Genomic DNA, 13,375 nt, shown 5'->3' on the forward strand with positions numbered 1-13,375 from the left:
GCGCGCAAGGGCGACGGCGAGCCGGGCGTCAAGACCATCTGGCTGGGCTTGCAGCGCGTCATGGACGCCGCCGTCACCATACAGGCGCTACGCGATGAAGCGGCGTGAGTTGTGTATAAGGACATGGATATAGATGCGCGCCAGAGCAAAGACAGAAAAAACATACGGAACCGCTGACGGTCGACATTGCGAAATGTGACACCAGAATCCCCGCGTTGTACTGAGCACTTCTGGCCTGTCAATACGCCAATACCGTATTCATCGTAGGCCCGATTCAATTTATCTTCGCAGGGCGAGCATAGTAGATTGGCTCCCCAGCTATCCGAGGAGTACCGTACTGGCGTGTCCTTGTCATCCACGAGGGAAATCGCTTTTCCATCCCCCTCTCGCAACAGTCGCCTGAACGCTGAATCAGGAAGAGCGTGAGAATTGCAGAGGTCGCGGAACTCTTCGCAAAGTCTACACAGTCCGTGTTCCATGCTCATGCACTAAGTTGGCTAACGTTTGCAGCTGCGGCAAATTGCGCGCGCAGCGAGTAATTTGTCCGACAGCCTGCACTTGTTATGTGTTCTGCCACTGGACACCACCTGTTACTTTTGATTCGGCCTCTGCAATGGCTTGAATTAGTTTTTGATAGCCCTTGGAGTCAACCCAGGTTGGCTCTTCGCTTTCACCTGCATGCTGGAAGCGCACATAGTAGAGAACACCAATTTCATTTAGTGGCTCTGGCTCTTCGTCTGGCTCTAGCATATCGTCTGCTTCAGCTAAGCTATACCACCAATCATAAGGAAGACTGATAATATCGACAGGTTTCTCAACAACTTTGTCGTACAGCCATATTCCTTTTCTTTCGATAGTGATGCTCATCCAGACTCACTCATACACATAACGATTAAGGCCAGCGGAGGCCGAAGGCCGTCCGTGCTGGGCCGGTTTGTTAAACATCTGACCTCTCTTTCAGCTCGACTACCTTTGGCGCATTGCTAGAAAACACGGACACGCACTCTTGGTACCCAGCAACCAGAAACTCCCGGATCGGTGCTTCGTGCTTCTTGTAGAAGTCATCTCGCGTCGATTCAAGGTCGAACCAGCCGCCTGCTTCAACCTCAAACAGCCATGACGCTTTAAGGACAGACCGGTCAGTGCCCAACCAAATGCCTGCAAGGTCAAGCTCCTCAAGTATTCGCAGTCCAGCATCGGCTTCAAATTCAACTTTTGCTCTTCGACCCGAGTGCTTTGAAACCAGGTCGATGGTGGTCGGGCCAGAGTCACACCAATTGACTCCGACGACCTTCATCGAGTCGTCCACGAACGGAACGACAACGGGGGAAAGTTGGACGGCACGCATCTTCTAATGTTTAACGTAGAGCTAACCGGCGCTGCGCGGCTTTATCGCGCACCGTCCAGCGACCGAAGGGAGCGAGGTTGAGCGCCATGTTATGCCTTTGCTTTCGACAACCAGTCTTGGAACCACTCGACGGGAAGGCGCTCATCTTCGAATGAACGGGAACGCAAATCTTCGATTTGATATGTGTTGGCAAGATACAAATCCCACTGGGTCTCAACATCGGTGAGGATGGGAAGCAACCGTTCAATTGCGGGCGGTGCATCAACATCAATGTACTGACACCAGAATCGATCACACCACTCCGCAATTTGCTTGTGGGAGTACGGTGATTGTTCAGGATTCGAGCCCCACTCAAGCACTTGAATCACGGCCTCCGGCGTAAAGGGCAGCATGACAGGACTAACGCACGGATTCGGCGAGGGCGCTGATCTCATAAGGCATAACGTGTTGTATACATCAAATATGACGGATATTCCGGCATCTGCCGGATAATCCCTGCGGTCTCTGCATGCTCATTTGTCATTGCAATCAAGGCATCGCCCTCCAATGCTGTACATATGAACAGCACCCAGATCTCCGCCAAACCCTGCACTCCCACGGCTACACCTCCATCCAACCCGCCGAGGTTGCTCGATCAGGTGCGGGCATGCATTCGTTACAAGCACTACAGCATACGAACCGAGAAGGCGTATGTCCATTGGGTTCGTGCATTTGTCCGGCAGCAGGGCATGCGCCATCCGCGCGACATGGGCGCGGCGGAAGTTCAGGCGTTTCTGAGTTGGCTCGCCAACGAACGCTCGGTCGCCCCATCAACGCACAACCAGGCCTTGTCTGCATTGCTGTTCCTGTACCGGGAGGTGCTGGGCATCGACCTGCCGTGGCTGAACGAGATCGGACGGCCGAAGAAGCGCGAGCGGGTGCCGGTGGTGCTCTCCCGGCCGGAAGTCGCCCGGCTGCTGGTTGCGCTGGATGGGGTGGAGGCCGAGCTTGCGCGGTTGCTCTACGGTACCGGCATGCGCCTGATGGAGACGCTGCGCTTGCGGGTCAAGGATATCGACTTTGACCGCAACGAGATCGTGGTGCGCGAGGGCAAGGGCGGCAAGGACAGACGGGTGATGCTGCCGGGTGCGATGCGTGCAGCTCTGCACACGCAGTTGGACCACGCACGGCGTGTGTGGGAGGCCGACCGCGCCGCCGGGGTGCCGGGCGTGTGGATGCCGGATGCGCTGGCGCGCAAGTATCCGCGTGCGGGGCTGTCGTGGCCCTGGTTCTGGGTGTTTCCGTCCGATCGGCTGGCGGTGGACCCGGCCACCGGCGTTGCGCGGCGGCACCATCTCTACGAACAACGCCTGCAGCGCGCCGTGCGGCGCGCGTGCGGGCAGGCGCGACTGCACAAGCAGGTAAGCGTGCATACCTTGCGCCATTCGTTTGCGACTCACCTGCTGGAAAGCGGTCAGGACATCCGCACGGTACAGGAGCTGCTCGGCCATGCCGACGTGTCGACCACGATGATCTACACGCACGTGCTGAACCGAGGTGGCTTGGGCGTGACCAGCCCGCTCGATCAACTTTGAACCCTGGGCTTCTGGCGCCGGATACCGTCGGTGTCTGACCCCATTGTCCCGGATCGTCACTGATCCTGATTGTGCCTCAAGCCAAACCCACAAAGTGTGAGCGTGGCAGCATCCAGCGGCCGGGTTGGCCGGGCAGTTCGATAAAACCGAAGTGCTGGTAGAACGCGGCCGCTTTTGGGGATTTGGCATCCACCAAGATGGCAGCGACCGCCAGCGTTTCACTGGCGGCAGCAACGCGCTTGCACGCATCCACAAGAAGGATCGAGCCCAGGCCCTGTCCGTGGCACTGCCGGGCCACGGCCAAACGGCCGAGTAACGCGACCGGCACCGGGTAGCGAGGTAATTTCTTGCGCCACTTCTCGGGCAGCGCGTCTGCCGCGACGCTGGCTGCACTGAGCGTATAGAAACCTGACACCACCTGTAGCTGCTGGGTAGGTGAGGCCACGAAAACCCGCGCAACACCACGCTTGATGTCCTGAGATGCATAACGTTGCAGGTATTCGTCGAGCGCTTTCTCGCCGCACTCGAACTCAGCGGTATGCGCGTCGACGTCAAGCGGACGAATGGAGTAAGTCATTTACTGCACGTGCTTGGCGTGGCGCTGGAACGCGCGCTGCAACGCCGGGTTGGCGGGGGCCGGTGCATCCAGTGCGTCCAGGAAGGCTGCGAAATCATCCTGAGACAGGGTGATGGCCTCGTGCGCCTGCACGACCGACTGCGCCTGCTCGACCGCATTCCGAAGCACAAATTCGGACACGCTCATATGGGCGTATGCCGCTGCTTTGTCGAGTAAGCGGCGTATCTCCTGATCACAGCGGATGTGCAGGCGGGTGTCTTTGGAAAGAGTTGGCATGGCGGCCTCCGGATGTTTACTTCGCCAATTGTGCGCCATTTGTGCGCACAGCATCAAGACACCTACGCCAACCTCAACGGCCAAGCATCAACTACGCTCAGCCCCGCAGCCGCCTCCACAGCAGCAGCGGCAGGCGCAGCAGGAAGCCGAGGAACAGCCGGCTGTGCATCCAGGTGAGCAGGGTGTTGTCGCGCAGGTAGTTGAAGTGCGAGACCCCGCCTTCGTCGGCGCGGAAGTACTTGACCGGTGCATCGACGTTCACCGGGCGCACGCCGCGCCAGGCCAGGCGCACCACGGCTTCGGGGTCGAAGTCGAAGCGGCGCATCCAGCGCTGGCCGCGCATCACCGCGCGCAGGGGTTCGACGGGGTAGACGCGGAAGCCGTAGAGCGAGTCGCCGATGCCCATCCACAGGGTTTCCAGATTGGCCCAGGCGTTGGACACCTTGCGCCCACGCACGCGCAGCAGCGGCGCGCTGGCGTCGAACACCGGGCGGCCGAGGATCATGCAGCCGGGCTGGGCGGCGGATTCGGCCATGAAGCGGGGGATGAGTTCGGCGGGGTGCTGGCCGTCGGAGTCCATGGTCAGCGCGTGGGTGTAGCCGGCGCGCGCAGCTTCGTCGAGGCCGTGCAGTACTGCGGCGCCCTTGCCGCGGTTTTCCGGCAGCACCAGCACGCGCAGGCCGTCGTCGGCCTGGGCCATGGCGGCGAGCTGTTGGGCAGTGCCGTCGGTGCTGCCATCGACCACCACCCATACCGGGTTCCACTGCGTGCGCGCCGCACGTACGGTATCGAAGACCTTGGCGCCCGGGTTGTAGCTGGGGATGAGGACGAAGTGGGTTGCGGAAACGTCCGCGCAGGGGTTGGCAGGCAGGGTCATGAACGGGGCGGGTGGGGCCGTGGGCCTTCAGGCGGCTGCGGCCGCGCGGGTGGCAAAGGGCGGCGTGTAGCGCGCCTTGGCCAGTTCTTCGGCAAAGTAGCGCTCCAGCTCTTCACCGAAGGCGGTGGCATCGCGCGGGGGCTCGAAGCGCTTGCCCAGGCGCACGCGGTAGTGAATGGGCATGGGCGGGCGGCGGAACAGCGGCCAGCCCTTGGAGAGGTAGTCGGAATCGGTTTCGATGATGATCGTCTGCACCGGCACCTTGGCGCGCCGCGCGATCAGCGCCACGCTGGGCATCATGGGGTTCACCGGCGGGCGCACGGTGCGCGTGCCTTCGGGGAAGATCAGCAGCTGGCTGCCGGCACGCAGCGCCTCGCAGGAAGCAAACACCATCTCCAGCGGCTTGCCGTTGGGGATGTAGCGCGCCAGCCGGGCGCCGCCGCCGAGGAAGACGTTGCGCAGCAGGCTGGCCTTCATGATGCAGGCAACGTCGGGCAGGCGCGAGATCACCATCACCGCGTCGAGCAGGCAGGGGTGATTGGGGGCCAGGATGAGCGGCCCGGCGTCGCGCAGCTGGTCGAGTTCGCTGAGGTCGAAGCGGCAGGCGCCGAGCAGGGTGAGAATGTTCAGATAGAGGCGGAAGATCGTGGTGATCATCCAGCGCCCCAGTCGCCCCCCGCGCTGCTCGGGCAGGACGAGGTGCAGCACCACCGCGAAGGGGGTCCACGCCAGGCACAGTGCGCCGAGCGCCCCCAGGCCCACATACAGGCAGAAGTACTCGTAAAGGGCGGGCAGGCGGCGCATGTGGCGTAGGTTCCGGAAGCGAGCGCGGGCGCTCAGTCGCCTACATTGACCGTCTGTGACGACTGCCCGAGCACCCAGGCCATGCCGATGCCGGCCGCCCACGCGCTCTTCTTGCGCACCAGCGGGCTGTCGGCGAAGGCGGCGCCGGAGAGGGTGTCGTAGCGCACGAAGCTGCCCACCCAGAAGCGCTCGTAGCGCTTCGACAGCGCCATGATGAACTGGGTGCCGCCATAGCCGCCGCTGGCACGGTAGGCAGGGCGGTCGGGGCGGGCGTAACGCGCATCGACATCGTAGAAGTAGCGATGCTGGCGGGCGTCGCCGTAGATCGGCCCGGCGAGCATGCCGAGATTCCAGCCGTGCTGGCCGAAGGGGTCCTTGACGTCGAGGTTGACGAAGGGGGTAAACACCATGCCGACGTGGCGCATGCCGCCGCGCACGGTGAACGCCGCGCGCAGCGGCATGCGGAAGTCGACGCGCGCGCGGCGGTCGGCGCTGCGCCACAGGTTGAGCTCCAGCGAGGGGCCGAATTCGATGGTCGGCTGCAGGTCGGGCATGCCTCTGCGGGCACCGTTGCCGTCGCTGTCTACCGGCAGCGAGGCGGCCAGGCTCATGTTCAGTTCGACGCGCTCGCTGTCGAAGAACACCCCGCGGATGCCGTCGCGGTCGGCCTTGAGGAACTCGCCGCGGTAGATCACGTAGGGCACCGGCAGCGCATGGGTGCGCTGGCGGTCGGAGCCGCGGTAGTCGGGAAAGGACACCGCGCCGACCCCGACCCCGACTTCCCACAACGGCAGTTCCTCGGCGGCGGACGGGGCGGCTGCAAGGGCAAGGGCCGCGGCCAGGGCGGCAACAGGCAGTTGTGACTTCATTTCAGGCTTCCAGATTGGGGTGGCCGGCACTGGCCTCGATCTCGACCAGCAGGTCGGCGCGGCAGATGTCGGCCTCGACATAGGTGCATTGTGCCCGCGGCCCGAGGCGCTGTTCCACCACCGCGCGCACGGCGTCGAGATCGGCGGCGCGGCGCAGGTAGACGACGCAGGCCAGTTCGTCGACGCGGTAGCGCGCTTCGGGGGCCACCCGCGCACACTCGGCGAGTACGGCTTCGATGTTGTCGAAGGTCTCGTGGGTCTGCGCGACAACATCGCCGACGTGCAGGCTGCGATGGCCGACGATGCTGGCGGTGCCGGAGATGAACAGCAGGGGCTTGTCCTCGCCGCGCAGCAGCGCCGCGCGCGCGAAGGTCGGGCTGCGCGGGCCGTAGGCCGACGGGTAGTGGTAGGCGCTGACCTGGCGGGGATTCTCGATCGCCAGCGGCGTGCGGCGGCTGGCCAGGCAGGCGATGGCCAGCGCGCCGTCGCCAACCCCCAGCGCGCAGGCCGCGGGCACCGCCCCTTCGAGCACGCGCCCGGCGCCGGCAAAGGCGTCCTGGCGACCGATGTTGAACTGGCGGTAGCGTTCCAGGCCGCCCTCGACCTCATTGATGCGCGGCACGTAGTTCCATACCCGCAGCAGCTTGCCGTGGCCGCGGGCGTCGAGCAGCGCGAAGAGGGCCTCGTAGGCGCGCCGCGCCGCATGTTCGAGGGCGCTGCCGGCAGCCGCCGCGCGCGCGGCGTCGGCCACGGCGCGCTCATCGACGCTGATCGTCGCGAAGAGCAGTTCGCCGCTCTCGGCAAAGCTCACGCCGCCGGCCTCGCCGCGCAGCACTGGTGCCGCGCTCTGCCAGCGCAGGGCCCACGGCTGCGCCGGCACCAGCACCGGGCAGGCGACCGCCAGCCCGGGCTGCAGCGCGGCAGCCGAACTGCCGAAGACGATCTCGCCAAACACCTGCGCGCCGGGCGGCTGAGCCGGCGCGGCCGGCGGCCACGCCAGCCCGAGCACTGCAGCAGCCGTCATGCGCCGGTGAGCTCGGTGTCGTCCACCGGCTGGATGTTGCGCTTGCGGGCCTGCCAGGCAACCAGCGATCGCCGCCAGTGCTTGATCGACGACAGGTAATAGACCACCTTGAAGGCGGTCAGCGAGGACCAGATCGGCGTCTTGCCGTAGATGTCGCCGGCCAGCAGGGAGAGCAGGGCCTCGCGCATGCGCAAGGTGTTGCGCGGCCCCATGAAGAGGTCGCGCATGGTGGGGTTGGTCATGCGGTAGATGAACCACGAGAACTCACGCGGGCCGTGGCGCATGTCCTTGTCGAAACGGCGCATGGCCTCTGCGGTGCGCGCCGGCTCGCGCAGGCAGGTATCGACCGCCTCGGCGCCGAAGAAGGCGCCCTGCATGGCCAGCATGACGCCGGAGGAGAACACCGGATCGATGAAGGCGAAGGCGTCGCCGAGGAGGATGTAGCCCTTGCCGTAGGTGCGGTCGGTGGTGTACGAGAAGTTGCCGGTGGCCTCGACCTCGTTGACGATGCAGGCATCCTTGAGGCGCTCGGCCAGCGCCGGGCACATGTCGATGGTGTCGAGCAGGAACTGCGCCTTGCTGCGCCCCTTGCGCTGCTTCATGTAGTAGGGCCAGGTCACCGCGCCGACACTGGTGGCACCGTCGGCGAGCGGAATGAACCAGAACCAGCCGTGATCGAACCAGTAGATGGTGATGTTGCCCTGGTTCTCGCCCTCGTGGCGGCGCGCGCCCTCGAAGTGGGCATACAGGGCCGAGCTGTTGTGCTTGGGGTTGCGCTGCTTGGCACGCAGGCGGTTGGCCATGAAGGTGTCGCGCCCGGAGGCGTCGATGACGAAGCGCGCCCGCCACTGCTCGCGGCGGCCGTCGTCATGCTCGGCACTGACGGTGGCGCCATCGTCGTCGTAATCCACCTCACGCACGCGGCAGCCCTGCAGGACCTGCGCGCCATTGCGCTCGGCGTTGCGGATCAGCACGAGATCGAAATCCGAACGCCTGACCTGGTAGGCGTAGGGCATGGTCTTGTCCCAGGCTTCGGCAAAGCGGAAGCGCTGCATGGCGTCGTGGTGCGGCGAAACGAATTCCGCGCAGTGCTTCTCGATGCCGATGGCGCGCATCTCCTCGCTCACCCCGAGCTCCTCGAAGAGCTTGAGATTGGCCGGCAGCAGCGACTCGCCGATGTGGAAGCGCGGATGGCGGTCTTTTTCCAGCACCGTCACGCTGTGGCCCTTGCGCGCCAGCAGGGTGGCCGCGGTCGCCCCGGCGGGACCGCCGCCGATCACCAGCACGTCGCAACGATGGGGGCCCGCGGCCGCGGTCGCGGCATCCGGGCTCAGGGCGGCATCGTTCGTCACTCGCATTCTCCTCGCGCTTTGTCGGGGCGCTCCCACGCATACCCCAAAAGACCAACGGGCGAATATACCCCAGGCAAACTTGCGGAGGAATGATCTGGCTCAATACCCGCTCCCGCGGAGGGGAATATTCTTCCTGCCCGCGCGCTGGTGGTTCCGCCGCTGCAATGTTCGTGGCATGCTGCTCGCTTGTGTAACAGAAAGCATGCTGCCTTACCGAGGAGAATCCATGACCTTCATGCAATGGACGGCCGAGCTTGAACTCGGCGCAGGCGAGATCGACGGCCAGCACCGCTGGCTGGTGGATCAGACCAATGCCCTGCATGACGAACTGTCCGGCCCGGCACCGCGTCGCGAGGTGATCGGCGAACTGCTCGAAGGCCTGGCGGACTACACCCAGAACCACTTCATCGCCGAGGAAGTGCTCTTCGAGCGTCACCGCTACCCCGAAACCGCCGCCCACAAGGCCCAGCACGACGCCTTCACCACCCGCGTCATCAAACTGCTGATGCGCTTCGAGCAGGGCGAAACGGTGGACACCGAGGTGCTCGACCTGCTGCGCGACTGGCTCACCAACCACATCTGCAAGGTCGACCGCGCCTACGTGGACTACCTGCGCGCCCACGGCGCCTTCTGAGCGAAGCAAGTGTAGTCAAGGGGAGAGCCGGGGTGGGGATGGGTGGGCTCCGCAGCGCCCGAACCAAACCCATCCCATCCTGTGCGAAGGCTCGCTTTGCACAGCCAACCCGTTCACCCTGAACGTTCGCGAAACGGGCCGCGGCGCCGGTTTTACGCGCAATCGGTACATCTGCTGACGGCATGCGGCGCACGACTGTGGCACAGTAACGCGGCCCGTCGTCCTTCCCTGCCGCCATGAGACCCGCCCACGCCCACATCGATCTCGACGCCCTGCGCCACAACTACCGCCTCGCCCGCAGCCGCCATGGCGGCCGGGCGCTGGCCGTGGTCAAGGCCAATGCCTACGGCCACGGCGCCATCCCCTGCGCACAGGCCCTCGCCGACATTGCCGACGGCTACGCGGTAGCCTTCCTCGACGAGGCCCTGGCACTGCGCGCGGCGGGCATTACGGCCCCCATCCTGATCCTCGAAGGCGTCTTCGATGCCGCCGAGCTCGCTACCGCCGCAGCCCTGCAGTTATGGATCGTGGTTCATCACGAGGAGCAGTTGCGGATGCTGGAGGCAGCGCCGGCGGGGATCTCCGTCGAAGCCTGGCTGAAGATCAACAGTGGCATGAACCGCGCCGGCTTCGCCCCCGCCGACGCCCTCCCTGCCTGGCAGCGCCTGTGCCACTGTGGACGTGTCAGCAACATCACCCTGATGACCCACTTCGCCCGCGCCGACGAGCCGCACGTGCTCTTCACCGCCAGCCAGATCGACACCTTCGAGACCGCCACCGCGGCGATTCCCGGGCCACGCAGCCTGGCCAACTCGGCCGCGGTGCTGGGCTGGCCGGCAGCGCACCGCGACTGGGCGCGCCCGGGCATCCTGCTCTACGGCGCCAACCCCCTGCCGGGCGCAGACGACGGCCTGCAGGCGGTGATGACACTGGAGAGCCGCGTCATCGCCGTGCGCGAGATCGACGCCGGCGCCCCTCTCGGCTACGGCGCGCGCTTCCACGCCAGCCGCCGCACCCGCGTCGGTCTGGTGGCCATGGGCTACGCCGACGGCTACCCGCGCAGCGCCCCGGACGGCACCCCGGTGGCCGTAGACGGCGCGGCCAGCGCGCTGATCGGGCGTGTATCGATGGACATGCTGACCGTCGACCTCACCGATCTCCCCGCCGCCGGTCCCGGCAGCCGCGTGGAGCTGTGGGGCCCCCAGGTCGCGATCAACCGCGTCGCCCAGGCCGCCGGCACGATCGCCTATGAGCTGCTGTGCAACGTCAAGCGGGTCGGCTTCGAGTACCACCGCCGCGACGAGGGCTTGTGACGATTGGTTACAGGCTGACCGCCCCTGCGCCATCCTGATAGCATGCTCTCACACCTCAAATTCACCTCCGGGGAGCATCGCGCATGGGACTGATAGACCTCCTGCGGCACAACATCACCCAGACCGGCGCCCGCGCGCCCGACACCCTCAGCCAGGCCAAGCGCGGGCGCAGCACTTCGGTGCTGGGGCGGTCCACGCTCTATCAGTTCAAGAAGGATGTGCTGAGCATCGTCGCGCAGCTCAACCACGGCGTGCGCCATGACGACTGCGAGACGCTGAAGCGGCAGATGATCTTCGTCCAGACCCAGCTCTTCCACAGCCTCTACCACGACCCCGGCATCTCCGCCGAGGCCAAGGAGGCCCTCATGCACTACCACCTGAAGAGCGTCAAATCGACCATCGACGACCGCCGCCACGGCCGCCTGCGCGAGATCGGCGCCAGCGCGCCGGCCCCGCGCTGATCACTCGCGCACGCGGTCGATGACCACGTAGACGCCGCTGGCGCCGGCGGCCACGCCGTCGACGCGCCCTTCCAGATCACCCGCCCGCGGCGTTGCGTCGCCGCTGCGCGACACCCGCGCGATGACGCTGAGGGAAGCCGGTACCGCCACGTCGGGGCCGCCCATCAGCGCCACGCCATCGAAGGAGAAGGCCAGCGGCAGCTCGGCCACGGTGTAGCGCAGGGCGGCCAGCGGCATGCCGCCATCGACGCCGCGCACGAAGACGAAGACGACGTCCTCCGGCGCCGCACGCTCACGCACGGCATCGTCGATCTGCAGGCGCCCGCTCAGGCTCAGCGCGCCGCCGCCTGGCGCCGGGGCGGCGGGCGGCGGTGCTTCGTCGAGCGTCGGCAGACCGCCGCGCAGGCGTGCTTCGTTGATGCTGGCGCGGATGCTGGCGGCCATTTCGTTGCCCGCCGGCACGCGCGCGAGGATGCGCTCCCAGTAAGCCGCCGCGCCGGCAAAGTCGTCGCTCTGGAAGGCGGCCGTGCCAGCCAGCGCGAGCGCCTTGATGTGCTGCGGGTCGACGGCCAGCGCACGCTCGACGAGCGCCGCAGGCTCTCCGGTGACGTCGCCATCGCGGGTGGCCGCCATGACGTCGGCCCAGTCGGCGAGGACGTCGGGGTCCTGCGGGCGCAGCTCGGCAAGCCGCGCATAGGTCGCCAGCGCGCTCGGGAAGTCCTCCAGCACGAGGTAGGAGCGCGCCAGCATGTTCCAGCCCTCGACGTTGTCCGGCTCCTGCTCCAGACGCGCCGCCAGGCTGCTCACCATGTCCTCGATCTCCGCGGCCGTGAAGCCCTCCCGGGCGCTGGCAGCGGCGGGGTCGAGCGCCGCCGGGGCGCCGATGCTCAGATAGACCAGCGCAGCGCTCAGCGGCACCAGCACCACCATGGCCAGCCCCCAGCCGCGTGCCGCGCCTTCGCGGGCCTGCCTATCATCGCCTTCGCCCTCTTCCAGGGCGCGGCGTTCGAGTTCCTCACGGCTGCGCGCATAGGCGGCGTCATCGACCCGCCCGGCGGCACGTTCGCCGTCGAGCTCGGCAAGCTGTTCACGCAGCACCGCCAGCGCGGTCTCGGTCTGGCGCTGGCGCTCGCGCGCGGCGGTGGTCTGCCCGCGCAGTCCGAACAGGGGGGCGAACACCCACAGCAAGGCACCGGCCAGCATGAGGCCGGCGAGAATGGCGAAGGCGATCACTTGTAGGGCTCCTCGGGCGGGGGGGCGGCTTCGAGCAAGGCCCGCGCACGTACGCGCTCGGCCTCACCGAGGGGAACGGGGACTTCCTGCTGACGACGGCGCAGGCGCAACGCAAAGGCGCCCAGCGCCGCCACCAGCAGGATCGCCGGCCCCAACCAGAGCAGCACGGTGGAGGCCTTGAAGGGCGGGGTGAAGACGACAAAGTCGCCGAAACGGGCGATGAGGAAGTCGACCACTTCCTTCTCGCTCTTGCCGGCCGCGAGCTGCTCGCGCACCTGGTTGCGCATGTCCACCGCCAGCGGCGCGCGCGATTCGGCCACCGACTCGTTCTGACAGACCAGGCAGCGCAGGTTGTGGGAGAGCGCCAGCACGCGCGCTTCCAGCACCGGGTCGTCGGACACCGGCACGGCCTCGCCGGCGGCATGCGCCGCGCCGGCCGCGCAGCACGCCAGCAGCAGCGCGGCGGTGCGCAGGGAATGGAGGAAACGTTCAGCCGGCACGGGAGAGCTCCGTAATCATCGGCATCAGCACGCGCTCGAAGTGCTCGCGGGTGAGCGGACCGATGTGCTTGTAGCGGATCACCCCCTCACGGTCGATGAGAAAGGTCTCCGGCGTGCCATACACGCCGTAGTCGAAGCCGACCTTGCCTTCCGGATCGACGGCGATGGTGGTGTAGGGATTGCCATGGCGGACGAGGTAGTCGAGCGCATCGGCGCGGCCGTCCTTGTAGTTCAGCCCGACCACCGGCACCACCCCGCGACGGCCGAGTTCGACCAGCAGGGGATGCTCCTGGCGGCAGGATACGCACCACGACGCCCATACGTTGAGCAGCCAGACCTGGCCGCGCATGTCGGCGCTGGAGAAGCTCGCCTCTGGCGCCTGCAACTGGGCGACGCTGAAGGCCGGCGCGGGTTTGCCGACCAGCGGCGAGGGGACCTCGCGCGGATTGAGCTTCAGCCCATAGGCGAGAAAGCCGGCGAGAGCCAGGAAGATGACCAGCGGGACGAGGAATTTCGCTTTCATGGTGTCGGCC

At 66.1% G+C, this 13,375-nt stretch carries 18 protein-coding genes; 5 read left to right on the forward strand and 13 right to left on the reverse strand.

Annotation, left to right across the window (positions count from 1 at the left end; genetic code table 11):
* A partial coding sequence (locus C8261_RS17505; protein WP_219905136.1) for an IS4 family transposase occupies positions 1–108 on the forward strand: 108 nt, incomplete at its 5' end.
* A 453-nt stretch (positions 109–561) separates the two neighbouring features.
* Here the strand turns inward: C8261_RS17505 and C8261_RS17225 are convergent.
* From C8261_RS17225 to C8261_RS16265, 3 genes are all read right to left on the reverse strand, one after another.
* Positions 562–867 carry a hypothetical protein gene (locus C8261_RS17225; protein WP_146161698.1) on the reverse strand — a complete coding sequence of 102 codons (306 nt, stop codon included), beginning with the start codon at positions 865–867 and terminating at the stop codon, positions 562–564.
* 70 nt (positions 868–937) lie between these two features.
* Entirely contained in the window at positions 938–1,297 is a 360-nt protein-coding gene (locus tag C8261_RS17230; protein WP_146161699.1) for a hypothetical protein, read from the reverse strand.
* A 140-nt stretch (positions 1,298–1,437) separates the two neighbouring features.
* Positions 1,438–1,740: a hypothetical protein gene (locus C8261_RS16265; RefSeq protein WP_219905230.1), complete on the reverse strand. Its 303-nt coding sequence runs from the start codon at positions 1,738–1,740 to the stop codon at positions 1,438–1,440.
* Positions 1,741–1,905: 165 nt separating this feature from the next.
* On the opposite strand from C8261_RS16265, the gene C8261_RS16270 reads away from it, so the two are divergent.
* On the forward strand, positions 1,906–2,922 hold the full coding sequence (locus C8261_RS16270; protein ID WP_107494786.1) for an integron integrase: 1,017 nt from the start codon (positions 1,906–1,908) through the stop codon (positions 2,920–2,922).
* Between the two features lie 76 nt (positions 2,923–2,998).
* On the opposite strand, the gene C8261_RS16275 is transcribed toward C8261_RS16270, so the two are convergent.
* The 7 genes from C8261_RS16275 to C8261_RS16305 form a co-directional block, all read right to left on the reverse strand.
* Positions 2,999–3,499: a GNAT family N-acetyltransferase gene (locus tag C8261_RS16275; protein WP_107494787.1), complete on the reverse strand. Its 501-nt coding sequence runs from the start codon at positions 3,497–3,499 to the stop codon at positions 2,999–3,001.
* On the reverse strand, positions 3,500–3,775 hold the full coding sequence (locus tag C8261_RS16280) for a type II toxin-antitoxin system TacA family antitoxin (RefSeq protein ID WP_107494788.1): 276 nt from the start codon (positions 3,773–3,775) through the stop codon (positions 3,500–3,502). It abuts the gene before it with no gap.
* A 97-nt stretch (positions 3,776–3,872) separates the two neighbouring features.
* On the reverse strand, positions 3,873–4,652 hold the full coding sequence (locus tag C8261_RS16285; protein WP_107494789.1) for a glycosyltransferase family 2 protein: 780 nt from the start codon (positions 4,650–4,652) through the stop codon (positions 3,873–3,875).
* Positions 4,653–4,679: 27 nt separating this feature from the next.
* Positions 4,680–5,456 (reverse strand): lysophospholipid acyltransferase family protein, encoded by a 777-nt coding sequence (locus C8261_RS16290; RefSeq protein WP_107494790.1) that lies wholly within the window; start codon positions 5,454–5,456, stop codon positions 4,680–4,682.
* Positions 5,457–5,488: 32 nt separating this feature from the next.
* A complete protein-coding gene (locus C8261_RS16295) occupies positions 5,489–6,325 on the reverse strand; it encodes a MipA/OmpV family protein (RefSeq protein WP_107494791.1) in 837 nt (278 codons plus the stop codon).
* 1 nt (position 6,326) lies between these two features.
* Positions 6,327–7,349, reverse strand: coding sequence for a chorismate transformation enzyme, FkbO/Hyg5 family (locus tag C8261_RS16300; protein WP_235864953.1), 1,023 nt, complete (start codon positions 7,347–7,349; stop codon positions 6,327–6,329).
* On the reverse strand, positions 7,346–8,701 hold the full coding sequence (locus C8261_RS16305) for an NAD(P)/FAD-dependent oxidoreductase (RefSeq protein WP_235864954.1): 1,356 nt from the start codon (positions 8,699–8,701) through the stop codon (positions 7,346–7,348). Before C8261_RS16305 ends, C8261_RS16300 begins: the two co-directional genes overlap by 4 nt.
* 226 nt (positions 8,702–8,927) lie before the next feature.
* Between C8261_RS16305 and C8261_RS16310 the strand changes: the two genes are divergently transcribed.
* The 3 genes from C8261_RS16310 (at position 8,928) to C8261_RS16320 (ending at position 11,109) form a co-directional block, all read left to right on the forward strand.
* The gene (locus tag C8261_RS16310) at positions 8,928–9,335 is read left to right on the forward strand and encodes a bacteriohemerythrin (protein ID WP_107494793.1); all 408 of its coding nucleotides are present in this window, start codon (positions 8,928–8,930) and stop codon (positions 9,333–9,335) included.
* A 236-nt stretch (positions 9,336–9,571) separates the two neighbouring features.
* A complete protein-coding gene (gene alr / locus C8261_RS16315) occupies positions 9,572–10,648 on the forward strand; it encodes an alanine racemase (RefSeq protein WP_107494794.1) in 1,077 nt (358 codons plus the stop codon).
* An 83-nt stretch (positions 10,649–10,731) separates the two neighbouring features.
* On the forward strand, positions 10,732–11,109 hold the full coding sequence (locus C8261_RS16320) for a hypothetical protein (RefSeq protein WP_235864955.1): 378 nt from the start codon (positions 10,732–10,734) through the stop codon (positions 11,107–11,109).
* Here C8261_RS16320 and ccmI read toward each other — a convergent pair whose 3' ends face one another.
* From ccmI to C8261_RS16335, 3 genes are read right to left on the reverse strand one after another with little or no spacing between them, the layout of a single operon-like run.
* Complete coding sequence (gene ccmI, locus C8261_RS16325; RefSeq protein WP_107494795.1) at positions 11,110–12,342, reverse strand: c-type cytochrome biogenesis protein CcmI; 1,233 nt, start codon at positions 12,340–12,342, stop codon at positions 11,110–11,112.
* The gene (locus C8261_RS16330; RefSeq protein WP_107494796.1) at positions 12,339–12,842 is read right to left on the reverse strand and encodes a cytochrome c-type biogenesis protein; all 504 of its coding nucleotides are present in this window, start codon (positions 12,840–12,842) and stop codon (positions 12,339–12,341) included. Before C8261_RS16330 ends, ccmI begins: the two co-directional genes overlap by 4 nt.
* A complete protein-coding gene (locus C8261_RS16335; protein ID WP_107494797.1) occupies positions 12,832–13,365 on the reverse strand; it encodes a DsbE family thiol:disulfide interchange protein in 534 nt (177 codons plus the stop codon). The genes C8261_RS16330 and C8261_RS16335 overlap by 11 nt, the downstream gene beginning before the upstream one ends.
* Between the last annotated feature and the right edge of the window lie 10 nt (positions 13,366–13,375).

Origin of the sequence: Pseudothauera lacus (assembly GCF_003034845.1) — a bacterium.
Lineage (GTDB): Bacteria > Pseudomonadota > Gammaproteobacteria > Burkholderiales > Rhodocyclaceae > Pseudothauera > Pseudothauera lacus.

Bases quoted from the DNA above. Each gene is read 5' to 3' on its own strand.
- C8261_RS17225 (WP_146161698.1), bottom strand. From the start codon at position 867: ATGAGCATCACTATCGAAAGAAAAGGAATATGGCTGTACGACAAAGTT.
- C8261_RS17230 (WP_146161699.1), bottom strand. From the start codon at position 1,297: ATGAAGGTCGTCGGAGTCAATTGGTGTGACTCTGGCCCGACCACCATC.
- C8261_RS16265 (WP_219905230.1), bottom strand. From the start codon at position 1,740: ATGCTGCCCTTTACGCCGGAGGCCGTGATTCAAGTGCTTGAGTGGGGC.
- C8261_RS16270 (WP_107494786.1), top strand. From the start codon at position 1,906: ATGAACAGCACCCAGATCTCCGCCAAACCCTGCACTCCCACGGCTACA.
- C8261_RS16275 (WP_107494787.1), bottom strand. From the start codon at position 3,499: ATGACTTACTCCATTCGTCCGCTTGACGTCGACGCGCATACCGCTGAG.
- C8261_RS16280 (WP_107494788.1), bottom strand. From the start codon at position 3,775: ATGCCAACTCTTTCCAAAGACACCCGCCTGCACATCCGCTGTGATCAG.
- C8261_RS16285 (WP_107494789.1), bottom strand. From the start codon at position 4,652: ATGACCCTGCCTGCCAACCCCTGCGCGGACGTTTCCGCAACCCACTTC.
- C8261_RS16290 (WP_107494790.1), bottom strand. From the start codon at position 5,456: ATGCGCCGCCTGCCCGCCCTTTACGAGTACTTCTGCCTGTATGTGGGC.
- C8261_RS16295 (WP_107494791.1), bottom strand. From the start codon at position 6,325: ATGAAGTCACAACTGCCTGTTGCCGCCCTGGCCGCGGCCCTTGCCCTT.
- C8261_RS16300 (WP_235864953.1), bottom strand. From the start codon at position 7,349: ATGACGGCTGCTGCAGTGCTCGGGCTGGCGTGGCCGCCGGCCGCGCCG.
- C8261_RS16310 (WP_107494793.1), top strand. From the start codon at position 8,928: ATGACCTTCATGCAATGGACGGCCGAGCTTGAACTCGGCGCAGGCGAG.
- alr (WP_107494794.1), top strand. From the start codon at position 9,572: ATGAGACCCGCCCACGCCCACATCGATCTCGACGCCCTGCGCCACAAC.
- C8261_RS16320 (WP_235864955.1), top strand. From the start codon at position 10,732: ATGGGACTGATAGACCTCCTGCGGCACAACATCACCCAGACCGGCGCC.
- C8261_RS16335 (WP_107494797.1), bottom strand. From the start codon at position 13,365: ATGAAAGCGAAATTCCTCGTCCCGCTGGTCATCTTCCTGGCTCTCGCC.